The following is a 23,517-nucleotide window of genomic DNA, read 5'->3' on the forward strand; positions in this document are numbered from 1 at the left end:
CCGAGGCGCCCGACTCGGAGCGGCGCCGGCGATCACGCGAGCCGCGCGAGTGCCCCGATCATGGTGTCCCAGAACCTCGGCACGTCGAGCGCGACCGCGACCGACGCGTTCGGCTCGCGGCCGAGCATCCCGTCGAAGTCGACGCTCGTGGCGCCCGCGGTCTCGGTGCCCGCGAGTTCGACGTCGAGGCGCGTGCGCACGGTCCGCACGCAGGCGGGGTCGGCGAGCACGGCCACCGCGACCGGGTCGTGGAGCGGCCCGTCCGGCATCCCGAAGACCTCGTCGTTGGTGCGGCAGAAGAAGTCGAGGAGCTCGTCGCCGAAGGCGCCCGTGCGGGTCGGGATCGCCGCGACCCGCTCGCGCACCGCCGGGGTCACGAGCGCGGAGTGGGTGACGTTCAGCCCCACCATCGTGAACGGCACGCCGCTGCGGACCACGAGGTCGAGCGCCTCGGGGTCCACGAGCGCGTTGAACTCGGCGTACGGCGTGGCGTTGCCGCGCTCGGTCGACCCGCCCATCCAGACGACCTCGCGGATCCGCCCGACGAGGTCCGGCCGGTCGCGCAGCAGCACGGCGACGTTCGTGATCGGTCCGGTCGCGACGATCGCGACCGGCTCGGATGCCTCGGCGAGCACGTCGACCATGAGCTCGGTCGCCGTGCGCGGGTCGAGCGGCACGGTCGGCTCGGGCAGGTCCGGCCCGCCGAGGCCGTTGGCGCCGTGGATCCACTCGGCCGTCTGCAGCGGGCGGACGAGCGGACCGGATGCCCCGGCCGCGACGGGCACGTCGTGGACGCCCGCGACCGTGAGGGCGACCCGGGCGTTGTGCCGGGTGAACTCGAGCGGCACGTTGCCCCCGACGGTCGTCACCGCGCGCAGGTCGAGCGAAGGATGCCCCGCCGCCAGCCACAGGCCGAAGACGTCGTCGTGGCCCGGGTCGCAGTCGACGATGACCGGCGTGGGCGAGGCGTTCATGTCGTTGCCGGCCCGGCTGTAGCTGCGGCGGCGGCTGCCGCTGCCTCGAGCACGGCCTCCCTGGGCGCGTACGAGCCCACGGTCCCGCGCGCCTGCACCGCGAGCGCACCGGCGGCGACCGCGACCTCGACGGCACCGGCCAGCGGGCGGCCCTCGGCGAGCGCGGCCGCGAGCGTGCCGGTGAAGCCGTCGCCGGCGCCCGTGGTGTCGACCGGTACGACGCGCGGCGCCGGGCAGGCCCGGGCCAGGCCCGGCTCGGCGGTCACCGCGCCGGCGGCGCCGAGGGTGATGACGACGGACCTGGCCGTGCCGGCCTCGACGGCGGCCTGCGCGGCGACGAGCCAGGCGCTCGTCGCGCCCTCCGCATCGCCGTCGGGTGCGATGCCGACCGCGCGCGCCTCGTGCTCGTTCACGACGAGCGGGTCGGCGACGGCGAGCGCGGCCGAGGAGACCACGATCGACGGCGCGAGGTTGAGCACGAAGCGCGTGCCGACCGCGTCGGCGGCCGCCGCGAGGTGCTCGATCGTCTCGCGCGGCAGTTCGCCCTGCGTGAGCACGACCCTGGCCGCGGCGATGCGGTCGCGCACGTCGTCGACCGCGGCGGGCAGCAGCCGCGCGTTCGCACCGCTCGCGACGATGACGGTGTTCTCGCCCGAATCGGCGACCGTGATCGCCGCCGCGCCGGTCGGAGCATCCACCAGTTCCTCGACGCCGTCGAGCGACAGCCCGAGCGCGGCGAGCGTGTCCCTGGCCATCCGCGCGTTCGCGTCGGCGCCCGTCCGTGCGACGAGCGTGACGTCGGCGCCGAACCGGTGCGCCGCGACCGCCTGGTTCGTGCCCTTGCCGCCGAGCGCGACGAGCAGGCCGTGCGCGGTGATCGTCTCGCCGGGCGCGGGGAAGTCGCGCACGTAGCTCGTCGTGTCGACGTTCAGCGAGCCGACGACGACCAGGCCGCGCCCGGCCCCGGTCATGCCGGCCCGGGGCCTTGGAGGCTGGCGGTCAGCTTCTCGCCGCTCGCCCGGTTGACGAAGCAGTAGTAGGTCCGCTCACCGGCGGTCCACTGCTCCTCGGTCACCGGGAACGTGCCCTGCACCTGCAGGTCGGGGATCCCGACCGCGGCCTGCACGTTGATCACGCCGGCCGCGGTGCACAGGCCGTTCATCTGCCCCGCGATCGCCTCCTCGCCCGGGAAGGGCGCATCGGCGGCGTCGGCGAGCTCACCGCGGTAGACGAGCTGTGCGGCGTGCGGCTGCGCGCAGTCGACGACGGTGAACTCCTCGGCCCACGGCGAGTCGAAGGGCTCGAGGCACTCGCCGCCGAACAGCGTGTCCCAGGCGTGGACGCCCGCGGGCTGCGGCGCGGTCGGCTCGGGCGTCGGCGTCTCGGTCTCCTCGGCCGTCGCCGACGTGGACGTGGACGGCGTCGCCGCGGGCTTGCCGCCGAGCTGGGTGCCGAACACGAACAGGCCGATGAGCACGATCGCGGCGACGAGGCCGACGGCGACCCAGATCAGGATCTTCGTGGTCCGGTTCCCGCCGGACTTGCCGCCGCCGGTGCCGCCGGTGCCCTCGCTCCGGCCGCCGTCGCCGCCGTTGCCGCCGCGTCCGCCACCGCCGTTGCCGCCGCGTCCGTCGCCGCCGTCGCGCGGCGGGCGGGGCGGGGCCGGGGGCTCGGGCCGCACGTCGTCCGACGCGCCGAGCGAGCCGAAGAGGTCGTCCACGCCGGGGTCGGCGGGCCTCGGGTCGGGGCCGTCGCCGGGCGCACCCGCACCCGCGGGACCCGTCGCCGACGCCCACGCGACGCCGGAGGCCGCGGATCGGGCTGCGAACGGGCCGCCGGCCGCAACGCCGGCTGCGCCGATCGCCTCGGTCGGGGCGACCTCGGCCCACGGGTACGCCGCGGTCGGCGTCGCCTCGTCGAAGTCCGTCTCGTCGAAGTCCGCCTCCGGGCCGCCGGCACCGCCGACCGCGCCGGCACTACCGCCGCCGAGCAGGGCGAGCAGGTCGTGGTCCGCGTCCGGCGCCGCGGCACCGGCGTCGTGACCGTCGATCGCGCCGCCGTCCTCGTCGCCGCCGAGCGACCAGCCGGCCGCGTCATCCGGGGCGTCCCAGTCGTTGTCGGCGGACGCCGGCTCCGGCGTCTCCCAGGGGAGGGCCGCAGCGGGCATCGCCGCGAACGGCGGGATGGCCGGAGCTGCCTCGACGGCGCCCGTGCGCCGCGGGCCCGGGGCATCCGCCGACGCGGTCGCACCGCCGCCCTTGCGATCGGTCGCCTTGGGGTCGGCGGCGTTCGGGTCGGGCGTGAGCCCCCAGAAGTAGCCGGGCTCCGCGGGCGCATCCTCGTCGAGATCGTCGTCCTCGAGGTCGTCGGCGATCCGTCGGCCGAACAGCCCGCGAAGGCCGCGCGGGCGATCCGCCGCGTCGTCGGAGTCGGGATGCCCCGCCCCATCGTCGTACGCCCCGGCCAGGCCGAGCGCCTCGAACCCGAGTGCGCCGGCCGCCGACGCCGACGCCGGACCTCCTGCGGGTGCGACGGGCGCATCCCACGGGAGCTCGGGCGCCTCGGGCGCGTTCGATCGACCGGGCGCGGTTCCGCGGCCGAGCGCGGCGAGCAGGTCGTCGGTCGTCCCGGTCGCCGACGACGCGGCGGCAGCCGCGGCCGGGGCCGGGGCCGGGGCCGCCGGGAACGCGCGCGTGCGCGTGTCCGCCCCGGGATCGTCCACGTCGGTGTCGAGGGACCATCCGCCGGCGCGACCGGCCTCCGGCTCGGACGCGACCGACCCGCGCACCTCGATGAAGGGGAACGACGCGTCGTCGCCGACCGACGCCGACGCGGGCTCGGCCTCCCACGGGAGCGCCGGGCGCGACACGGCGGGCGGCGTCGGTGCGGCCTGCGGCTCCCATCGGGGCGTCGCGGCGTCGGGCGCGGCGGGCGCCGCCTCCCACGGGGGCACGGATGCCTCGGGCTCGCCCCAGGACGGGAGCGGTCGGACCGATCCGGCGACCGGCTGCTCGGGCTCGGGCTGCTCGGGCTCCGGCTGCCACCATGCCGATGCGGCCGCGGGCTGTTCGGCGCCGGCGCCCCAGGGGTCCGCCGCGGCGGCGGGCTCGGGCGTCCAGGGCTGGGCGGGCTCTGGCGTCCAGGCCTGGGCGGGCTGCTCCGGTGCCCAGGTCTGCTCGGGCGCCCACGCTTGCTCCGGGGCCCACGCCTGCTCGGGCACCGAGTGGGCGGGCTGCTCAGGTGCCCACTGCTGCTCCGGCGCCCACTGCTGCTCCGGCTGTTCCGGGACCCACTGCTGCTCCGGGGCCCACGCCTGCTCGGGCACCGGCTGGGCGGGCTGCTCAGGCGCCCACGTCTGCTCGGGCACGAACTGGGCGGGCTGCTCGGCCGTCCACTGCTGCTCCGGCACCGACGGGGCGGCCTGCTCAGGCGCCCACGCCTGCGCGGGCAGCTCGGCCGCGGGCGCGGACGCACCTGTCGCCCAGGCCTCGGCGGCGGTCCAGGGCTGCTCGGGCTGCGGTGCGGTCTCCGCCCACGAACCCGGCTGCGCACCCCACGCCGCATCGGGCTGCGCTTCCCACACGGCCCCGGGCTGGGACGCCGGTTGCTCGGCCGCCCAGCCGGCCGGTGCCCCGCTCGCAGCGGGCGACCAGGATGCCTCAGGCGCGGCCGGCTGGGATACAGGCGGCCACCCCTCCGATACCGGCGCGGCGGTGCCCGCATCCGGGTTCGACTCGGAGAACGCCGACCACATCGCGGCATCCAACTCGTCGGCGGAGGGAGCGGGCAGGGGCGTGAACGACTTGCGGGCGACCGGCGGCGGCGTGTAGCCGGCGAACGGATCCGTCGGGTCGTAGGCGGACTCGGCCGTCGACGCGTCGTGCGCGGGTGCGTCCGGCGATCCGGTCGGCTGGAATCCGGACGACGCCGACGTCGACGCGGGCTCGGAGAGTCGCCGGAAGGCTTCTCGCACGGCTTCCTCGCTCTCGAGGTGCTGCGACGGGTTCTCGCCCCAGGTGAGTGCGAACGAGCCGGTCGGCGTCACCGGCCCGGGCGGGGTCGCCTCGGCGGGCTGCTCCCATCCGGCGGGCGTGGCGGACTCCGGCTGCACCCAGACCGGCAGCTCCTCGGCGACCGGCTGCTGCCACGTCGGCTCCGCGGCGGCGCGCCGCCCGGCGGGTTCCGCCGGCGACTGCTCCCACGCCGCGGGCGCGGCGGGTCGGTCCCAACCCTGCGGAGCCGGAGCGGCATGGCGCTCCCAGATCGGCGGCTCCACGACCGGGGCATCCGCCGTGGGCGCCTGCTCGAACGCGGGCGCCTGCGGAACCTGCTGCTCCCAGGACGGCGCCTGCTCGAACGCGGGCGCCTGCGGAACCTGCTGCTCCCAGGACGGCGCCGGCTCGAAGGACGGCACCTGCTCCCCCCACGAGGGCGGTGCCTGCTCGGCGGCCGGCTGCTCCCACGAGGCGGGTGCGGCGGCCGCGGGCTCCCAGGCCGTCGGCGATGCGGGTGCGGCGGGCTCCCACGCCTGCGGTGCGGCCGGCTCCCACGCCTGGGGCGTAGCCGGCGCCCCGGGCACCGCGGGCGGCGGCGTCGGCGCCCACGTCGGCGCGCCGGTGTTCCACTCGGCCCCGGCGGGGCGGGCCTCGGCGGTCGGAGCCGGCTTCGCCGGCTCCGCGAGCGAGAACCAGTCGTCGATCTCGCCGCGCACCGGCTCGGCGCTCCGGTAGTCCGGCGCTGCGGGCGCGGGTGCGGCGGCGGACGGCGGCGCGGGTGCCCACGACGCCGGGACGGCGGATGCCGGCGCGGCCGGCGTCGCCGGCGTCGACGGTGCCGACGCACCGCCGAGCTGCTGGAGCAGCCAGTCGGCGCCGCTCATGTCGATCGGCTCACCGTCCGCACCGTTGCGTCCGCCGTCGCGCGCCATCAGGCGAGCCCCAGGTCTTCCAGGCCGATCGCGTACAGGTAGGGCACGCCCTCGGCCTCGATGACCTCGCGGGCACCGGTGTCGCGATCGACCACGACCGCGACGGCCACGACCTCGGCGCCCGCGGCGCGGAGCGCGGCGATCGCCTTCAGCGGCGAACCGCCCGTGGTGGACGTGTCCTCGAGGACGACGACCTTCCGGCCCGAGACATCCGGCCCCTCGACCTGCTTGCCGCGGCCGTGGTCCTTCGGCTCCTTGCGGACGACGAACGCGTCGTAGGCGAGGCCTCGCGCCGCGCCCTGGTGGAGGATCGCGGTCGCGATCGGGTCGGCGCCCATCGTCATGCCGCCGACCGCGTGCACGCCGTCGAGGTCGGCGATGAGGTCGAGCATGACCTGGCCGATCAGCGGGGCGACGCGGTGATCGAGGCTGACCTTGCGCAGGTCGACGTAGTAGGTCGCCTTCTTGCCGCTGGTCAGGGTGAAGTCTCCGTGGAACACCGCGTCGGCGGAGATGTGGTCGATGAGTCGGCGACGGATCTCGGCGGCGTCGGGCTGTGCAGCATTCACGGCGACGAGTTTACGTGGGCTCTCCCTCAGAGGAAGGTGTGTCCTCGTCGGCACGCCGCCCCCAGAACGAGCGTGGCGTGCCCGGGAGGAACCGCGACCACAGCGGGGACTCCTCGGGCGTGCGGAACGTCGGCAGCTCGATGTGGAACGTCGCGACCTCCTCGGCGCTGTGCCGCGCCCAGCGGTAGAGCGCCGTTCCGATGAGCACGCCGAGCGCGATCGACATGACCGAGACGAGCGCGCCCGCGAACTCGTCGAGGCCGCCGTTCGGGCTCTGGATCGCCTCGGTCAGGCCGACGAGGCCCGCCGCGCCGGGCACGAGCACCCAGAACGCGGGCAGGAAGGTGAGCTGCGACGGCGCACCGTGCCGGAGCGACGCGACCCACAGCACGTACGGCGTCATGGCCACCGCGCCGACGAATCCGCTCACGGGTGCCCCGATGAGGACGCTCGACACCGCCTGCCCGGCGTAGGCGATGAGGATGCCGATGAACACCCAGCCGAACGTGCGCCAGGGCGCGGCGAAGTGCAGGAAGTTCCCGACCGCGAAGCACACGAGGCCGATCGCGGCCGCCCACAGCGGGAACGGCTCGGTCGTGACCAGCGGCTCGTACGACGACGACGACACCCCGACGACGGTCCCGGCCGCGATGATGCCGAACGACAACAGCCCGAGCTGGACCAGCCCGGTCACCAGCCGCGCCGAGCCCGAGATCATCTGCCCGGCCGCGAGCTCGGCGGTCCCGGTGGTCAGCGCGCCGCCCGGGAGGAAGGTCGCGAGCGGCGCGATCATGAGCCGGATCGGGTCGCCGAGCTCGACGTACGGCGCGAGCAGGAACACGGTGAGCGCGGAGGCGAAGGCCGCGACGATCGGGAACACGAGTTGGAGGGTCGGCGAGCGGATGAGCTTGGCGAGCCCGAGCACGGCCCCGAGCCCGAACGCGATGAGCACGCCCTGCCAGGTCGGGGCGAGCAGGAGCGCGAGCCCAGCCACGAGCAGGGCATGGCCGAGCACGCGCAGCGGCCATCGGCTCCGAGGATGCATCGCGCCGATCTCGTTCAGCCGCTCGATTCCGTCGCGCGGATCGACGGCCCCCTCCTCCGCGCGTGCCAGGAGTTCGTAGAGCGCGGCGATCTGGTCGAACCGGAGCGTCGTGGTCCGCGTCGCCCGGATCCCGATCTTCGCGGCATCCTCGCCGCCGGTCGCCACGATGATGAGCGTCGGCAGCACGAAGGTGTCGGTGTCGTCCAGGCCGTACGCCCGGGTGATCCGCCGCATGGTCTCGGTGATCCGGTCCGCGGCATCCTGCGCGGCGACCATGCCCTCCGCGAGGCCGACGAGGAACCGGCGAAGCACTTCGGCGTTCTCGGACTCCAGCGCCATCAGCCCCCCTGCCCGCGCCCTCCCGCTCACGCTAGCCCGCGGCGCGGGAGGGTGTCGGGAGGCGTGCAGGGGTGTCGGGCGCCCACGCGCAGCGGGAAGACGAAGGGCCGCCTCGCGAGGTGTCCCTCTCTCGCGATGCGGCCCTTCGGTGTGGAGCGATGCTCCGGCGGCGCGACCTAGGCGGTCAGCGCGAACTGCTCCTTCGGCTGGCGCCGGTACCCGTCACGCGTGGTGACGAAGAAGGTGCCGGCGATGCCTGCGACGCCCAGCGCGCCCAGGAGGAGGACGGTGACGATCACGGCGGTTTCCTTTCGATGGAGAAGTGGTGGTCCCGGTCGCGCGCGTGTCCCTCAGACGCGCGACCTCGACTCATCCATGATGCATCGGAAAACCGTGCAGCACAAGCTCATAGTTCTTCACGAATAGTTTAGACTGGCTACATGGAAGTCCGCCGCCTCGACCTGCTCAGGGAACTCGCCGAACGTGGGAGCGTGACCGCGGTCGCCGAGGCCACCGGGCGCACGCCCTCCGCCGTGTCGCAGCAGCTCAAGGTCCTCGAGCGCGAGGCGGGGATGCCGCTCACGCAGCGCGTCGGGCGAGGAATCCAACTCACCAGCGCGGGGCACGCGCTCGCCCGGAGCGCCGCCGAGGTCGCCGTCGCGATCGAGCGCGCGACCGCGCTGTGGGACGAGTTCCGCAACCACCCCAGCGGCGAGGTGACCCTGCTCACGTTCCCGACCGTCGGCGCCGCGCTGCTGCCCTCCGTGCTCGGGGACCTCGCGGCCGTCGCCGGGCTCGTCGTGCGCGCGAACGACCTCGACCCCGAACTCGACGAGTTCGCCGACCTCACGAACGACTTCGACATCGTGCTCGCGCACGCGATGCCGGGCGAGCTTCCGTGGGGCGGGCGCGGGCTCCTCGTCTCGCCGCTGCTCACCGAGCCGCTCGACATCGGCCTGCCCGCGGACCACCGGCTCGCCGGCCGCTCGCACCTCACCCCGGAGGACGTGGTCGACGAGGAATGGCTCAGCGTGCCGGAGGGCTTCCCGTTCGAGCGGATCCTGCACGCGATCGAACAGCAGGCCGGGCGGCGCCTGCACGTCGCGCAGCGGTTCAGCGACATGCGCATCATCGAGGCGTTCATCGAGGCCGGGCTCGGGATCGCGCTCGTGCCCCGCTACACCTCCGGCCCGGTGCCGCCCGGCATGGTGCTGAAGCCGCTGCGCGGCGTCACCTCCGTCCGGCAGATCGTGGCCCTCGCGCGTCCCGACGTCGCCCAGCGGCTCGCGGTGCGCACCGTGCTCGACGTGCTCGGCGCGCGCGCGGCGCGCCTCGGCGCGGCCGCGGACTGACGAGGCCGGCGCGGGCGCCCTGGGTTCCCGCCGACCGGCGGGCGGTCGCGCTCCGCGCTCGGGCGCGGCGTCCGCGGCGCTCGGGCGCGGCGTTCGGGCGCGGCGTTCGGCGGTGGAATCCGGATCGTGAAACCCCCTAGTCCGGGGGTCAGGGCGTGGGTCAGAATGACCGCATGAACCCGGGGGGGTGGGGGCGCCGCCGTGTGGTCGTCATGACCGCGACGGCGACGGCGGCCGTCATGTTGCTGACCGGCGCGGCCTGGTACGACTCGTACTCGGCCGCGGTGCACGAGGCGAGGGCGGCCGAGGTCGCCGCGCTCGAACAGGCCAGGGAGCAGGCCGCGCTGGCCGCGGCGAGCGCCACGTACGCGAGTTCGCGCGCCGAGCTCGCATCCGCGGCCGACGATGCGGAGGCCGTCGTCTCCGCGGCCCGACCCGCGGCCGACCAGGCGCGCGCGTTGCTCGACGCCTCGGCGGGCCGCACGCTCGACGAGGTCGCCCGGTCCGCGTTGGCTGCCGCGGTCGACCAGCTGACCGCGGCGCTCGCGGCCGCCGATCACGTGATCGACGTCGCGAACGACGAACTGTCGACCGCGACGACCGACGCCGACGCGGCATCCGCCGACGCGCGCGAGGTGCACGCGCAGGCCGTGCTGCTGGCCGACATCGCGGCGACCATCGAGCGGCTCCGCGTGCCGACGGCCGAGCAGTCCGTCGCGTCCGCCCAGGTCGGCGTGAACGAGGCGATCGCCGCCGCCGAGGCGAAGGCCGCGGCGGACGCGGCCGCGGAGGCGGCGGCCCGCGCCGCGGCCGAGGCGGCTGCGGGCGGATCCGGCGGCGGTTCCGCCGGCGGGTCCGTCGGCAGGTCGTCCGGTTCGAGCGGCGGGTCGGGCGGCGGCGACCCCTGGGCCGACGCCTACCACGAGTACGTCTGGACATCCGGCTGGACCGGCGAGATCGACGCCTGCAACGGCTCCGTCGACGTCACCGGCAACTACGGCGTCGCGACCATCGCCGAGCACTGGCAGTGCTCCGGGGCATCCTTCCCACGCTGGGCCGGCGCGATCGTCGTGCTCGAGGGCGCGCGCTCCGGCGTGTACCGGATCGAGGGCGTGGCGGCGGTGCTCGACCAGGCTACGAACACGACCAACGACCTGCCGCGCGGCTACGACCTGCTCTACCAGACCTGCCTCGACGGCAACTCGGCCACCATGGCGCTCGTGGGGATGACGCGGATCGGCTGAGGTCGGCCGCGGGCCGGCCACGACGCCCGCCGTGCAGCCCCTGCCGCCGCCCGGCGCCTGCCACCCGCGCCGCCGCCGCCCGGCGCCCGCCCTGCCGCCACCGCCCGCCGTGCCGCCCGCCCGGCCGCCGCCGCCCGGCGCCTGCTCGATCCGTGCTGATCTAGGCTCGCAGGGTGAGCAACGACGCGATCCTCCTGCACGTGGCCGACGGCCTCGCCCGCATCACGTTGAACCGGCCCGAGCGGCTGAACGCCGTCGATCCCGACGCGATCCGGCGCTGGCGCGAGATCGCCGACGAGGTGTCCCGGCGCGACGACATCGGCGCGGTGCTGCTCGACGCGGCGGGCCGCGCGTTCTGCGCGGGGGGCGACCTGCGCGCGATGAGCGCGCTCGCCGAGGCATCCGATGAACCGCCGTCGGCGACCATCACGGCGCTCGCCGACGAGATCCACGCGGGCCACCTGCTGCTGCGCGACAGCGCCAAGCCGATCGTCGCGGCCGTCCAGGGCCCGGCCGTCGGCGGCGGCCTCGGGTTCATGCTCGTGGCCGACGTCATCGTGGCATCCGAGGATGCCGTCTTCCAGAGCGGCTACGCGGACGTCGGCCTCACGCCCGACTGCGGCGTGGGCTGGCTGCTTCCCGACGCGGTCGGCGCCCGCCGCGCACTCGAGCTCACGCTCACGTCCCGGCGGCTCACCGCCGTCGAGGCACGCGAGTGGGGCCTGGTCACCGAGGTCGTCGCCGCGTCGGCACTGGATGGCCGGGCGCTCGAGATCGCGAACGGATGGCTCGCCGGCGCGACCGACGCCTACGGCCAGGCCAAGCGGCTGATCCGGGCCGCGGCCGAGCGCACGTTCGCCGAGTCGCTCGACGACGAGGCCCGCACGATCGGGCGGGCCTTCGCGACCGACGCCGCGCAGGCGCGGATCGCGGCGTTCACCCGGCGCTGACCCCGATCCGGCCCCCTGCCGCCGGAGCGCCTGATCCCAATTCAGGATGAGAGCCGTCATGGGCTGTATATGCAGCTGTTATGTGTCGGGACATCGGTGACGGTTCTGCATCAGGACATCGGTGACACTTCGTGGGTGTTTGGTGGTGACACTTCTGCGGCTCTGATGGCGGGGTGAGCAGAAACGAGCCTGTCGATCCCCGTGTCCGTCTCGCGATCACGCAGTGGCCACCGGACGCACCGCGGGGTGCGGTGACGACGTTCTGTGCCGAGCACGGAATCTCACGGAAGACGTTCTACGAGATCCGTCGACGGGTCGGTACGGATGGGCCGGCGGCCGCGCTCGAGCCACGCTCGAAACGCCCGGCCGTGAGCCCGTCCCGGATCGGTGCGGACATCAAGGTCCACGCCATCCAGGTGCGGGCCGCGCTGGAGCAGTCGGGTCTGGATCACGGGCCGATCAGCGTGCACGACCGGATGCTCAGCCTCGGGATGATCCCCCCGTCGACGGCGTCGCTGGCGCGGATCTTCCGTGACGCGGGAGTGGCTCGTGCGGAGCCGAGGAAGAAGCCGCGGGCCGCGTACCGCCGGTTCGTGTACCCGGCACCGAACGCGTGCTGGCAGTTGGATGCGACCGAGTACGTCCTGACCGGCGGCCGCCGGTGCGTGATCTTCCAACTCATCGATGACCATTCCCGGTACGCGGTCGCGTCGCTCGTGGCATGGTCGGAAACCTCGGACGCGGCGATCGCCGTGGTCGATAAGGGCATCACCGCGCACGGGGTCCCGCAACGGCTCCTCACCGACAACGGGACGGCGTTGAACCCGTCCCGTCGCGGCATCCACGGCCGGCTCGTGATCCACGTGTCCCGGCTCGGTATCGAACCGATCACCGGAAAACCGTACAAACCGACCACGCAGGGCAAGAACGAACGCTTCCACCAGACCCTGTTCCGGTTCCTCGACCAACAGCCCCTCGCGAACACCCTCGCCGAACTCCAAGCCCAGGTCGACCGGTTCGACAGGATCTACAACCGCGAACGCCCGCACCAGGGCCTACCCGGCCGGATCACCCCGCAACAGGCCTGGGACGCGACCCCGACAGCCGAACCACCCCGACCCCGGCCCATCGAGCCGACCCGCCCACGCAGTTACGACCCGACCCCTGCGAGCACCGACGAGGTCCGGCTCGCACGCGTCGAGGCCAACGGCGGGATCAAGGTCCGCGGCGTGAAGTTCCACATCGACGGGCGACTCGCCGGACACCAGATCCTGATCATCGAGAACCCCGAGACGATCACGTTCGCCGATACCGACGGCACGATCCTGATCGAGCACCCCCGACCCGCACCCGGCACCACGTACGTCAGCAACGGCCGCCCCCGCGGACCACGCCCACCAACCCCGAAAACGTCACCGATGTCCTGACACACCAAACGTCACCGATGTCCTGATGCAGAACCGTCACCGATGTCCCGATACATCACAGCTGTATATGCAGCCATGACGGCTCTCATCCTGAATTGGGGACCCCGCCCGCCGGGACGGACCCGCCCTCCGGGACGGAGCCGCTCGCCGGGACGCACCCGCCCGCCGGACCTCGGGACCGGCGGGCGGGATCGGCGCGACTCAGTCGTGCTGCGGGAACCCCAGGTTGATCCCGCCGTGCGTGGCCGGGTCGAGCCAGCGGCTCGTGATCGCCTTCTCGCGCGTGAAGAACGCGACGGCCGCGGGGCCGTACGCCTTCGCGTCGCCGAACATCGACGCCTTCCAGCCGCCGAACGAGTGGTACGCGACCGGCACCGGGATCGGCACGTTCACGCCGACCATGCCGACCTGCACCTCGCGCTGGAAGCGCCTGGCGGCGCCGCCGTCGTTCGTGAAGATCGCCGTGCCGTTGCCGTAGCGGCTCCGGTTGATGATGCCGAGGCCCTCCTCGTAGCCCTCGACCCGGACGATCGAGAGCACCGGCCCGAAGATCTCGTCCGTGTAGACGGTCGAGTCGAGCGGCACCTTGTCGATGAGGGTCGGCCCCAGCCAGAAGCCGGATGCCTCGCCGTCGAACTCGCCGTCGCGCCCGTCGACCACGACCTCGGCGCCGTCCGCGGTGGCCTGGTCGATGTACGTGACCACCTTGTCGCGGTGCTGCTGCGTGATGAGCGGGCCCATGTCGCACGAGCGGCGCCCGTCGCCGGTCTTCAGGCCCGCCATGCGTTCCTTGACCTTGGCGACGAGGTCGTCGGCGACCGCGTCGCTCGCGAGCACGACCGAGATCGCCATGCAGCGCTCGCCCGCCGAGCCGAAGCCCGCGTTCACGGCCGAGTCGGCGACGAGGTCGAGGTCGGCGTCGGGGAGCACGAGCATGTGGTTCTTCGCGCCGCCGAGCGCCTGCACGCGCTTGCCGTTCCGCGCCGCCGTCTCGTAGATGTACTGCGCGATCGGTGTCGAACCGACGAACGAGACCGAGGCGATCCCGGGGTGCTCGAGCACCGCGTCGACGGCCTCCTTGTCGCCGTGCACGACGTTGAAGACGCCCGCGGGCAGGCCCGCCTCCGCGAAGAGCTCCGCCAGCCAGATCGACGCGCTCGGGTCCTTCTCGCTCGGCTTCAGCACGACCGTGTTGCCGGCGGCGATCGCGATCGGGAAGAACCACAGCGGCACCATCGCGGGGAAGTTGAACGGCGAGATGATGCCGACCACGCCGATCGGCTGGCGCACGGTGTAGACGTCGATGCCGCTCGACGCCTGCTCCGAGTACTCGCCCTTCAGGAGCTGCGCGATGCCGCACGCGTACTCGACGACCTCGAGGCCGCGCGCGATCTCGCCCGCGGCATCCGAGAGCACCTTGCCGTGCTCGCTCGTGAGGATCTCCGCGAGCTCGCCCTTGCGCGCGTTCAGCAGCTCGCGGAACGCGAACAGCACCTGCTGGCGCTTCGAGATGGAGGTCTCGCTCCACGACGCGAGCGCGGCGGTCGCCGCCCGCACCGCAGCGTCGACGTCGTCCGCGGTCGCGAAGCGCACGCGCTTCTGCACGACGCCGCGGGCGGGGTCGAAGATCGGTCCGGTGCGTTCGCCGGTTCCCGAGGCGGATGCCCCGCCGATCCAGTGCTCGACGAACGGGACCTCGGCGGCCTCGGCGGGGGTGGTTTCGGTCAGTGTCTGGCTCATGAGTCAGCCCTCTCCTTCGAGTGCGGTGCTCAGTACTTCATCGTAGATCGCCACGGCTTCGGCGACCTCGTCTGCCGTGACGACGCACGGCGGCACCACGTGGATCCGGTTGTCCTGCACGAACGGGAGCAGCCCCCGATCGACCAGGCCGGTCTTGATGCGAGCCATCCCGGCGGCCGGGAGCGGCTCGCGGGTCTCGCGGTCGGCGACCAGTTCGATCGCCCAGAACACGCCCTCGCCGCGGACCTCGCCGACGACGGGCAGCCGGTCGGCGAAGTCGGCCAGCGCCGGGCCGATCGCGGTCTCGCCGATCTCGCGAGCGTGCTCGACGATGCCCTCGGAGGCCATCGCGTCGAGCGTCGCCACGATCGAGGCCATGGCGAGCGGATGCCCCGAGTAGGTGAGTCCGCCCGGGAACACGCGGTCGTCGAACGTGGCCGCGATCGGCGCGTCGATGATGACGCCGCCGACGGGCACGTAGCCCGAGTTCACGCCCTTCGCGAACGTGATGAGGTCGGGGCGGACGTCGTAGCCGTCGAACGCGAACCAGCGACCCGTGCGGCCGAAGCCGGCCATGACCTCGTCGAGGATGAGCAGGATCCCGTGCCGGTCGCAGAGCTCGCGGACGCCCGCGAGGTAGCCGGGCGGCGGGACGAGGATGCCGGCGGTGCCGGGCACGCTCTCGAGGAGTATCGCGGCGATCGACGACGGCCCCTCGGCCTCGATCACGCGGCGGAGGTGCTGCAGCGCGCGCTCGGACTCCTGCTCGGGCGTCGTCGCCCAGAACTCGGAGCGGTAGAGGTACGGCCCGAAGAAGTGGACGTGCCCGCGCGCGAACTCGTTCGGGATGCGGCGCCAGTCGCCGGTCGACACGATCGCGGCGCCCGTGTTGCCGTGGTACGAGCGGTAGGTCGAGAGCACCTTGTCACGGCCGGTGTGCAGGCGGGCCATCCGGATCGCGTTCTCGTTGGCATCCGCACCGCCGTTGGTGAAGAAGACCTTCTCGAACCCCTCGGGCGCTCGCGCGACGATGCGCTTCGCGGCCTCGCCCCGGGCGAGGTTCACGGTCGCCGGCGCGATCGTCGTCAGCAGCGACGCCTGCTCGGTGATCGCCGAGACGACGGACGCGTGCTGGTGGCCGATGTTCAGGTTCACGAGCTGGCTCGCGAAGTCGAGGTACTCGCGCCCGGCGTGGTCCCAGACGCGCACGCCCCGGCCGGAGGCGACGACGAGCGAGGAGGTCTGCGACTGCGCGGACCAGGAGTGGAAGACGTGCGCCTGGTCGAGCTCGCGCGCGCGGGCGTCGAGATCGGCGACGGTGTCGGTCATGGGGTGGAATGCCTTTCGTTCGGTGGTGGCCGAGGAGCGCGGGGAGCCCGACGCTCCTCGACCACCGGGTGTTGCTAGTTGCCGCCCTCGTTGAGGGTGACCTCGATGGGCTCGTAGGACTCGCCCGTCACGTCCACGCCGTCGGCCTTGAGGTTCTCGAGGGCCTGGTCGACGTACTCGTTGGTGAAGGCCGAGTCCGGCGGGTCGGTCGTGATGACCTGCGCGCCGTCCTGGTTCTTCGTGGCGAGCGCCATCTCGACGGTCGCGGCCCACTGGTCGTCGTTGATGTGGCCGATGCCCGAGGTCGACGGCCAGATCAGCTTGTTGATCTCGTTCGCCATCCACAGCTGGTGGCTGGTGCCGAGGGTCGAGCCGGCGGCGGTCACCGCGTCGGCCGCGGCCTGCGGGTCGTCGCGCTGGTCGATCCAGCCGAGGATGGCTCCCTGGATGAGCTTCACCGCGGTGTCGGCGTACTCGGGGTCGCTCTCGAGGCGCTCGGTGTTCGCCCAGATCGCGTCCTGGAGCATGGCCGTGCCGACCTCGTTCCAGTCGATGACCGAGAAGTCCTCGGGCTGGTAGAGCTCGCCGGTGTCGGGGTTCACGGCCTCGAGCAGCTGCGCGTACTCGTTGTAGGTCATGGCCTGCGCGGCGTCGATCTCGTGGTTCAGCAGCGCGTTCATGTCGAAGTTCTGCTGGACGATCGTGTAGCCCGAGGCATCCGCTTCGGTGAGGCCCGCGAAGAGCTCCCACTCGTTGCCGAAGCCCCAGCTGCCGACCTGCTTGCCCGACAGGTCCGCGGGGCCGCTGATGCCGCTGTCGGCCCACGAGACCTGCAGGGTCGCCGAGCGCTCGAAGATCTGCGCGATGTCGGTGATGCCGGCGCCGGCCTCGATCGACGCGAGCGCCTTCGGCACCCACGCGACCGCGAAGTCGACGTCGCCCGCGGCGAGCACGTCCTGCGGGACGATGTCGACCGCGCCGGGGATGATCTCGACGTCGAGGCCGAGGTCCTCCCAGTAGCCGTTGGCCTTGGCGAGGTAGTAGCCGCCGAACTGCGCCTGCGTGAGCCACTGCAGCTGCAGGGTCACGTGGGTGAGCTCGTCGCCTCCGTCGGTGCTGTCGCTGTCGGTGCCCCCGCTCGAACAGCCGGCGAGCACGAGTGCGGATGCGGCTGCGAGCGCCGCCCCCGCGATCATGCGGTTGCGCATCATGTGCGTTCCTCCTCCTGGTGGTGGTGCATTGCTGGGATGGTGCGGTGGTGCGGTTCCGTCCGGCTGGGGCCGGGGGCTGGGACCGGACGTCGTCGGCCGGCGATGCTGGGGTCGGGTCGGGCGGGTCGGGCCGTGGCAGGGCAGGGCAGGGCTAGCGGTGTCGGGATGCGATCCTCTCGAGCAGGCTGGTGAGGGCGAAGAAGACGAGGCCGAGCAGGATCGCGCCGATCACGAACGCCCAGGCGCGGGCGTACGCGCTCGACGCGGCGGCGGTCGTGATCGCCGAGCCGAGTCCCTGGCGTGGGCCGCCGAAGTACTCGGCGACGAGCGCGGAGATCACGGCGAGCGAGGATGCGATGCGCAGGCCCGTGAAGAAGTGCGGCAGCGCCGACGGGATCGTCACGGCGCGGGTCGCCTGCTGCGGGGTCGCGGCGTACGCGCGCATGAGGTCGCGGTGCACGGGCCGCACCTGGCGGAGCCCGCGCAGCGTGTTCAGGAAGATCGGCACGAACACCGCGATGGATGCCACGATGATGCGCGCGACTTCGGACGTCGAGCCGAACATCGTGTAGAGCACGGGCGCGAGCGCCACGATCGGCACGACGGCGACGGATGCCACGACGGGCCCGAGCATGCCGTCGATCGCCTTCACCCCGCTCGCGAGGATCGCCGCGACCACGCCGAGCACGGCCCCGGCGACGAGGCCGATGAGCGCGTTCAGGCCCGTGGCGAGCGTCGCCTCGAGCACCTGCGGCGCGTACTGGACGAGCTGCGCCCAGATCGCGGACGGGCTCGCCAGCACGAACGGGGGGATGCCCGCGGCGACGACGACGAGTTCGACGAGCGCGACGAGGACGATGAAGAGCAGCACGGGCGGCACGACGAGCCGGAGGAATCCGCGGAATCCACCCGGTTCGGCCCGGCCGACGGGCCCGCCGCCCGCGCGACCCGTGCCGCGGCGCGGCGGTCGCGGGCTCACGACGGCCGCGAACCCGGTGTCGGCGGGCGCGCTCACCGGAGGTCCACCCCTCGCGCGCCGCCGGTCGCGGGTGCGGCCGCGGGACCGTGCAGCGCCTCGCGCACCGCGGTCACGCCGGCGAAGAACGACTCGGCCTCGCGGAGGTCCTCGCCGCGTTCGGCCGCGGCGCCGAGTCGCACGTCGATCTCGTCGGTGATGCGGCCGGGGCGCGGCGACATCACGACGACCCGGTCGCTGAGGTAGACCGCCTCGGGGATCGAGTGCGTGACGAACACGACCGCGGCGCCGGTCTCGGCGCGGATCCGGAGGAGCTCGGTCTGCATCCGCTCGCGCGTCATCTCGTCGAGCGCGCCGAACGGCTCGTCCATCAGCAGCAGCCGCGGGCGCTCGGCGAGCGCCCTGGCGATCGCGACGCGCTGCTGCATGCCGCCCGAGAGCTGGTCGGGGTAGTGCTGGGCGAAGTCGCCGAGCCCGACGAGCTCGACGAGCTCGTCGACGCGGGCGCGCCGCGCGGCCTTGTCGACGCCGTGGAGCTGGAGCGGGAGCTCGATGTTCGCGGCCACGGTCCGCCACGGCAGGAGGCCGGCCTGCTGGAACGCGATGCCGTAGGACCGGCCGATGCGCGCGGCGCGCGCCGTCTCGCCGAACACCCGGATGTCGCCGGCCGTCGGCTCGTCGAGGTCGGCGATGAGCCGCAGCAGCGTCGACTTGCCGCAGCCGGACGGGCCGATGAGCGAGACGAACTCGCCGCCGGAGACGACCAGGTCGATGCCCGTGAGGGCCGTGACGCTCGACCCCTTCGCGCCGGGGAAGATCCGTTCGACGCCGGTGACGCGGACGGCCTCGGCGGCGCCGGCGGGCGAGACGGGGCCGGCCGACTGGCGGGTCGAGGGCGTGGGCGAGGTCATGCGACGGTCTCCTGTCGGCGGAACGGGGTGAGGAAGGCGGCGAGGAGCGCGACGAATCCGGCGGCGACGAGCCCGAGAAGCACGGCGCCGAAGATCGGCGCCCACGGCTTCGCCGGGTCGCTGGATGCCGCGACCGCGGTCTCGAGGATGAGCCGGCCGATGCCGCCGCTGAATCCGACCGAGATCTCGGCGACGACGGTGCCGACGACCGCGTTCGCCGCGGCGAGCCGGAGCGCCGGGATGAGGAACGGCACGCTCGCGGGCAGTCGCAGGCGGAACAGCGTGGGCCACCAGCCGACCGCGTACGTGCGCATGAGCTCGAGGTGGATCACGTCGGGGCTCTGCAGGCCGCGCAGCGCGCCGACCGCGACGGGGAAGAACGCGAGGTAGCTCGCGATGATCACGACCGACATCCAGCTCTCCCAGCTGAACTCGCCGAACTCGAGCCGCGAGCCCCAGTTGCGGATGAGCGGCGCGAGCGCGATGAGCGGGACGGTCTGGCTGAGGATGACGAACGGCAGCACCGCGCGCTCGGCGATCCGGAACCCGAGCATGAGGAGCGCGAGCGCGAAGCCCACGACGACGCCCACGAGCCATCCGAGCGCTGCGACGCCGAGGCTCGTGACGGCCGCGAGCAGCACGACCGTGCCGAGCGGGAGCGCGCCCGGCGCGCGCGTGACCGGCGTGACGATGCGCTCGAACATCTCCCAGACGTGCGGCATGGCCTGGTCGCTCGCGCGCGGGAGCAGGCGGATGCCGCTGCCGGTCACGCCCTCCTGCGCGCCGACGAGCCAGCCGTCGGCCGGCCCGACGAACTTGTACAGCTCCCAGAGGGCCGCGAAGGCGATCACGCCCACCGCGCCCCAGAGCCATGCCCGCGCCCGGGTGCTCCTCATCGCTTCGCCGTGATGTGCTTGGACATGGCGGGGATGACCGTCTCGCCGTAGACCCGCAGGGTCTCCTCCTTGTTGTCGTGCTGGAGGTAGCCGGCGAACTGGTCGACGCCGAGCTCGGCGAGCTGCTTGAGCTTCTCGATGTGGTCCGCGGCCGTGCCGAGCAGGCAGAACCGGTCGACGATCTCGTCGGGCACGAAGTCCACGTGGTCGTTGTCGGCCTTGCCGTGCGTGTTGTAGTCGTAGCCCTGGCGTCCGCGGATGTACTCGGTGAGCGCGTCGGGGACGTCGCCGTGCTCGCCGTACTTCGCGACGATGTCGGCGACGTGGTTGCCGACCATGCCGCCGAACCAGCGGCACTGGTCGCGCATGTGCTGCCAGTCGTCGCCGATGTAGAACGGCGCCGCGACGCAGAACTTGATCGACATCGGGTCGCGCCCGGCCGCCTCCGCGGCATCCCGGACCGTCTTGATCATCCAGGCGGCGATGTCGACGTCGGCGAGCTGCAGGATGTACCCGTCGCCGACCTCGCCCGTGAGCTTCAGCGCCATCGGGCCGTAGGCGGCGACCCAGACGTCGAGCTTCGAGCCCTGCGACCACGGGAACTGCAGCGTCGCGCCCTTGTACTCGACCGGGCGCGAGTTCGCGAGCTCGCGGATCACGTGGATCGACTCGCGGAGCTCGGCCATCGTCGTCGGCCGGCCGTTCGTCACGCGCACGGCCGAGTCGCCTCGGCCGATGCCGCAGATCGTGCGGTTGCCGTACATGTCGTTCAGCGTGGCGAAGATGCTCGCCGTGACCGTCCAGTCCCGCGTTGCCGGGTTGGTCACGAACGGGCCGACCTTGATGTGCTTGGTCTGGTCGAGGATCTGGCTGTAGATGACGTACGGCTCCTGCCAGAGCAGGTGCGAGTCGAAGGTCCAGACGTGGCTGAACCCGTGCGCCTCGGCGAGCTTCGCGAGCTGGACGGTGCGCGCGGCGGGGGGATTCGTCTGGAGGACGGCGCCGAATTCCATGTGGGTTCCTTTCCTCCGTTGGTCGAGTAGGCCGCCTGCGGCCGTATCGAGACCAGGTTCCCCGGTCTCGATACGCGTCGACTTCGTCGGCGCTACTCGACCACCGGTGATCTCAGATCAGGTACTGGCTCAGGCCGCGCTTCAGGTACTTCCCGTCGCCCTTGGCGCCGAGGTACGCGCCGTCGTCGACGATCACCTTGCCGCGGGACAGCACGGTGTCGACGTGCCCGTCGATCTCGTAGCCCTCCCAGGCCGAGTAGTCCATGTTCATGTGGTGCGTCTTGTCGAGCCCGATCGACGTGTGCCCGTTCGGGTCGTAGACGACGATGTCGGCGTCGGCGCCCGGCTGGATGACGCCCTTGCGGCCGTACAGCCCGAACATGCGCGCGGGCGTGGTGCTGGTGAGCTCCACCCAGCGCTCGAGCGTGATCTCCCCGGTGACGACGCCCTGGTACATGAGGTCCATGCGGTGCTCGATCGAGCCGATGCCGTTCGGGATCTTCCGGAAGTCGCCGAGGCCGAGCTCCTTCTGGTCCTTCATGCAGAACGGGCAGTGGTCGGTCGAGACCATCTGCAGGTCGTTCGTGCGCAGCGCCTGCCACATCGAGTGCTGGTGGCCCTCGGCGCGCGAGCGCAGCGGGGTCGAGCACACCCACTTCGCACCCTCGAACGCGCCCCACTGGTCGCTGGATGCCCCGAGCTGGTCCTCGAGCGAGAGGTAGAGGTACTGCGGGCAGGTCTCGCCGAAGACGTTCTGGCCCTTGTCGCGCGCCCACGCGAGCTGCTCGACCGCCTGCTTCGCCGACACGTGGACCACGTAGAGGGGTGCACCCGTGAGCTTCGCGAGCATGATCGCGCGGTGGGTCGCCTCCTCCTCCATCTCCCAGGCGCGGGCGATGCCGTGGTAGTACGGGTCGGTGTTGCCGGCGTCGACGAGCTGCTGGGCGAGCACGTCGATCGCGGGCCCGTTCTCGGCGTGCATCATCGTGAGCATGCCGGTGTCGCGGCTCACCTGCATCGCCTTCAGGATCTGCGCGTCGTCGGAGTAGAAGACGCCCGGGTACGCCATGAACATCTTGAAGCTCGTGATGCCCTCGTCGGGCAGGCGGCGGAGGGTCTCCAGGGACTCCGGCGTGACGTCGCCGACGATCTGGTGGAAGCCGTAGTCGATCGCGCAGTTGCCGTCGGCCTTCTCGTGCCAGGCTGCGAGCCCGTCCTCGATGCGCTGCCCGTAGGTCTGGACCGCGAAGTCGATGATCGACGTGGTCCCGCCGTGCGCGGCGGCCCGGGTGCCGGTCTCGAAGGTGTCGGATGCCTCGGTGCCGCCGAACGGCAGCTGCATGTGCGTGTGCGCGTCGATGCCGCCGGGGATCACGTACTTGCCGGTGGCGTCGACGATGCGGTCGACGGAGGCCGAGACATCCGTGCCGAGCAGTTCGCTGCCGGGCGCGAGGACCGCGACGATGCGCTCCCCGTCGACGAGGACGTCGGCCTCGGATCGGCCCGTCGCGCTGACGACGGTGCCGCCGGTGATGAGGGTGGTGGTCATTTCGGGATTCACTCCTTCGGAATCTCGGTGGTCGAGGAGCGCCGACGAAGTCGACGCGTCTCGAGACCTACGGCTTGGGGATGCTGGTGTAGGACTCCGGACGGCGGTCGCGGTAGAACTGCCAGGCGTTCCGCACCTGCCGGATCATGTCGAGGTCGAGGTCGCGCACGACGACCTCCTCGTTCGACCCCGAGCCGTACTCGCCGACGATGTTGCCCTGCGGGTCGACGAACTGGCTCTTGCCGTAGAACGTGACGGCGAGCTCGCCGTACTCGTTGTCCTCGCGGCCGACGCGGTTGGGGGCGGCGACGAAGTAGCCGTTCGCGGCGGCGGCGGCGGGCTGCTCGATCTCCCACAGCCGGTTGCTCAGCCCGGGCTTGGTGGCGTTCGGGTTGAACACGATCTGCGCGCCGTTCAGGCCCAGTTCGCGCCATCCCTCGGGGAAGTGCCGGTCGTAGCAGATGTAGACGCCGATCGGCCCGACCGAGGTCTGGAACACGGGATAGCCGAGGTTGCCGGGCCGGAAGTAGAACTTCTCCCAGAACTTGTCGAGGTTCGGGATGTGGTGCTTGCGGTACGAGCCGAGGATCGTGCCGTCGGAGTCGACGACGACCGCGGTGTTGTAGTAGACGCCCGGCTGCTCCTCCTCGTAGATCGGGAGCACCATCACCAGGCCGAGCTCCTTCGCGAGGGCGGCGAAGCGCTGCACGATCGGCCCGTCGGCCGGCTCGGCGTAGTCGTAGTACTTCACGTCCTCGGTGATGCCGAAGTACGGCCCGTAGAACAGCTCCTGGAAGCAGATGATCTGGGCGCCCTGCTCCTTCGCGTCGCGGGCGAACTGCTCGTGCTTGTCGAGCATCGAGTCCTTGTCGCCGGTCCAGGTCGTCTGCGTGATGGCCGCTCGGACGATGGTCATGCTGCCTCCTGTGACGGTCGGCATCGTCGCCGTCCGCGGTGGGCGTGCGCTGGGTTCGCGCGTGGTGCGGCCTACCGGGGTCGGGGGTGACGCCGAGAGATGGTGCCGAGAACACTGGTCCGGGCCCTGCGGCCCGTTTCGTTATTCTT

The 23,517-nt window shown here is 72.8% G+C and carries 18 protein-coding genes and 1 pseudogene; 4 read left to right on the top strand and 15 right to left on the bottom strand.

The window, feature by feature from the left end:
* Positions 1–32: 32 nt before the first annotated feature.
* The 6 genes from ACDF64_RS03485 to ACDF64_RS03510 form a co-directional block, all read right to left on the bottom strand.
* Positions 33–974: a nucleoside hydrolase gene (locus tag ACDF64_RS03485; protein ID WP_394553430.1), complete on the bottom strand. Its 942-nt coding sequence runs from the start codon at positions 972–974 to the stop codon at positions 33–35.
* A complete protein-coding gene (locus ACDF64_RS03490) occupies positions 971–1,945 on the bottom strand; it encodes a ribokinase (RefSeq protein ID WP_394553431.1) in 975 nt (324 codons plus the stop codon). The genes ACDF64_RS03485 and ACDF64_RS03490 overlap by 4 nt, the downstream gene beginning before the upstream one ends.
* Positions 1,942–5,901, bottom strand: coding sequence for a septum formation family protein (locus ACDF64_RS03495; protein ID WP_394553432.1), 3,960 nt, complete (start codon positions 5,899–5,901; stop codon positions 1,942–1,944). The genes ACDF64_RS03490 and ACDF64_RS03495 overlap by 4 nt, the downstream gene beginning before the upstream one ends.
* Positions 5,901–6,470, bottom strand: coding sequence for an orotate phosphoribosyltransferase (pyrE, locus tag ACDF64_RS03500; RefSeq protein ID WP_394553433.1), 570 nt, complete (start codon positions 6,468–6,470; stop codon positions 5,901–5,903). The genes ACDF64_RS03495 and pyrE overlap by 1 nt, the downstream gene beginning before the upstream one ends.
* 10 nt (positions 6,471–6,480) lie before the next feature.
* On the bottom strand, positions 6,481–7,854 hold the full coding sequence (locus ACDF64_RS03505) for a threonine/serine exporter ThrE family protein (RefSeq protein WP_394553434.1): 1,374 nt from the start codon (positions 7,852–7,854) through the stop codon (positions 6,481–6,483).
* 176 nt (positions 7,855–8,030) lie between these two features.
* A complete protein-coding gene (locus ACDF64_RS03510; protein ID WP_394553435.1) occupies positions 8,031–8,153 on the bottom strand; it encodes a hypothetical protein in 123 nt (40 codons plus the stop codon).
* A gap of 141 nt (positions 8,154–8,294) precedes the next feature.
* Here ACDF64_RS03510 and ACDF64_RS03515 point away from each other — a divergent pair, with 141 nt between their 5' ends.
* The 4 genes and pseudogenes from ACDF64_RS03515 to ACDF64_RS03530 all read left to right on the top strand — a co-directional run bounded on the left by ACDF64_RS03515 (position 8,295) and on the right by ACDF64_RS03530 (position 12,853).
* On the top strand, positions 8,295–9,206 hold the full coding sequence (locus ACDF64_RS03515; RefSeq protein WP_394553436.1) for a LysR family transcriptional regulator: 912 nt from the start codon (positions 8,295–8,297) through the stop codon (positions 9,204–9,206).
* A gap of 173 nt (positions 9,207–9,379) precedes the next feature.
* Entirely contained in the window at positions 9,380–10,450 is a 1,071-nt protein-coding gene (locus ACDF64_RS03520; RefSeq protein ID WP_394553437.1) for a hypothetical protein, read from the top strand.
* Between the two features lie 173 nt (positions 10,451–10,623).
* A complete protein-coding gene (locus ACDF64_RS03525; protein ID WP_394553438.1) occupies positions 10,624–11,400 on the top strand; it encodes an enoyl-CoA hydratase/isomerase family protein in 777 nt (258 codons plus the stop codon).
* 251 nt (positions 11,401–11,651) lie between these two features.
* A pseudogene (locus ACDF64_RS03530) lies at positions 11,652–12,853 on the top strand (integrase core domain-containing protein).
* A 175-nt stretch (positions 12,854–13,028) separates the two neighbouring features.
* On the opposite strand, the gene ACDF64_RS03535 reads toward ACDF64_RS03530, so the two are convergent.
* From ACDF64_RS03535 to ACDF64_RS03575, 9 genes are all read right to left on the bottom strand, one after another.
* Positions 13,029–14,567, bottom strand: a complete 1,539-nt coding sequence (locus ACDF64_RS03535; protein WP_394553439.1) for a CoA-acylating methylmalonate-semialdehyde dehydrogenase — start codon at positions 14,565–14,567, stop codon at positions 13,029–13,031.
* Between the two features lie 3 nt (positions 14,568–14,570).
* Entirely contained in the window at positions 14,571–15,896 is a 1,326-nt protein-coding gene (locus ACDF64_RS03540; RefSeq protein ID WP_394553440.1) for an aspartate aminotransferase family protein, read from the bottom strand.
* A 74-nt stretch (positions 15,897–15,970) separates the two neighbouring features.
* Positions 15,971–17,107: an ABC transporter substrate-binding protein gene (locus ACDF64_RS03545; protein WP_394553441.1), complete on the bottom strand. Its 1,137-nt coding sequence runs from the start codon at positions 17,105–17,107 to the stop codon at positions 15,971–15,973.
* A gap of 151 nt (positions 17,108–17,258) precedes the next feature.
* Positions 17,259–18,122 (bottom strand): ABC transporter permease, encoded by an 864-nt coding sequence (locus tag ACDF64_RS03550; protein WP_394553442.1) that lies wholly within the window; start codon positions 18,120–18,122, stop codon positions 17,259–17,261.
* Positions 18,119–18,994, bottom strand: a complete 876-nt coding sequence (locus ACDF64_RS03555) for an ABC transporter ATP-binding protein (RefSeq protein WP_394553443.1) — start codon at positions 18,992–18,994, stop codon at positions 18,119–18,121. Before ACDF64_RS03555 ends, ACDF64_RS03550 begins: the two co-directional genes overlap by 4 nt.
* Entirely contained in the window at positions 18,991–19,890 is a 900-nt protein-coding gene (locus ACDF64_RS03560; protein WP_394553444.1) for an ABC transporter permease, read from the bottom strand. Before ACDF64_RS03560 ends, ACDF64_RS03555 begins: the two co-directional genes overlap by 4 nt.
* Positions 19,887–20,903 carry a TIGR03842 family LLM class F420-dependent oxidoreductase gene (locus ACDF64_RS03565; protein ID WP_394553445.1) on the bottom strand — a complete coding sequence of 339 codons (1,017 nt, stop codon included), beginning with the start codon at positions 20,901–20,903 and terminating at the stop codon, positions 19,887–19,889. Before ACDF64_RS03565 ends, ACDF64_RS03560 begins: the two co-directional genes overlap by 4 nt.
* A gap of 112 nt (positions 20,904–21,015) precedes the next feature.
* The gene (hydA, locus tag ACDF64_RS03570) at positions 21,016–22,452 is read right to left on the bottom strand and encodes a dihydropyrimidinase (protein WP_394553446.1); all 1,437 of its coding nucleotides are present in this window, start codon (positions 22,450–22,452) and stop codon (positions 21,016–21,018) included.
* A 67-nt stretch (positions 22,453–22,519) separates the two neighbouring features.
* Positions 22,520–23,368, bottom strand: coding sequence for a nitrilase-related carbon-nitrogen hydrolase (locus ACDF64_RS03575; protein ID WP_394553447.1), 849 nt, complete (start codon positions 23,366–23,368; stop codon positions 22,520–22,522).
* Positions 23,369–23,517 lie beyond the last annotated feature (149 nt).

The sequence above is a fragment of the Agromyces sp. MMS24-JH15 genome, assembly GCF_043518605.1.
Lineage (GTDB): Bacteria > Actinomycetota > Actinomycetes > Actinomycetales > Microbacteriaceae > Agromyces.

Bases quoted from the DNA above. Each gene is read 5' to 3' on its own strand.
- ACDF64_RS03485 (WP_394553430.1), bottom strand. From the start codon at position 974: ATGAACGCCTCGCCCACGCCGGTCATCGTCGACTGCGACCCGGGCCAC.
- ACDF64_RS03490 (WP_394553431.1), bottom strand. From the start codon at position 1,945: ATGACCGGGGCCGGGCGCGGCCTGGTCGTCGTCGGCTCGCTGAACGTC.
- ACDF64_RS03495 (WP_394553432.1), bottom strand. From the start codon at position 5,901: ATGGCGCGCGACGGCGGACGCAACGGTGCGGACGGTGAGCCGATCGAC.
- ACDF64_RS03505 (WP_394553434.1), bottom strand. From the start codon at position 7,854: ATGGCGCTGGAGTCCGAGAACGCCGAAGTGCTTCGCCGGTTCCTCGTC.
- ACDF64_RS03515 (WP_394553436.1), top strand. From the start codon at position 8,295: ATGGAAGTCCGCCGCCTCGACCTGCTCAGGGAACTCGCCGAACGTGGG.
- ACDF64_RS03520 (WP_394553437.1), top strand. From the start codon at position 9,380: ATGAACCCGGGGGGGTGGGGGCGCCGCCGTGTGGTCGTCATGACCGCG.
- ACDF64_RS03535 (WP_394553439.1), bottom strand. From the start codon at position 14,567: ATGAGCCAGACACTGACCGAAACCACCCCCGCCGAGGCCGCCGAGGTC.
- ACDF64_RS03540 (WP_394553440.1), bottom strand. From the start codon at position 15,896: ATGACCGACACCGTCGCCGATCTCGACGCCCGCGCGCGCGAGCTCGAC.
- ACDF64_RS03545 (WP_394553441.1), bottom strand. From the start codon at position 17,107: ATGATGCGCAACCGCATGATCGCGGGGGCGGCGCTCGCAGCCGCATCC.
- ACDF64_RS03555 (WP_394553443.1), bottom strand. From the start codon at position 18,994: ATGACCTCGCCCACGCCCTCGACCCGCCAGTCGGCCGGCCCCGTCTCG.
- ACDF64_RS03560 (WP_394553444.1), bottom strand. From the start codon at position 19,890: ATGAGGAGCACCCGGGCGCGGGCATGGCTCTGGGGCGCGGTGGGCGTG.
- ACDF64_RS03565 (WP_394553445.1), bottom strand. From the start codon at position 20,903: ATGGAATTCGGCGCCGTCCTCCAGACGAATCCCCCCGCCGCGCGCACC.
- hydA (WP_394553446.1), bottom strand. From the start codon at position 22,452: ATGACCACCACCCTCATCACCGGCGGCACCGTCGTCAGCGCGACGGGC.
- ACDF64_RS03575 (WP_394553447.1), bottom strand. From the start codon at position 23,368: ATGACCATCGTCCGAGCGGCCATCACGCAGACGACCTGGACCGGCGAC.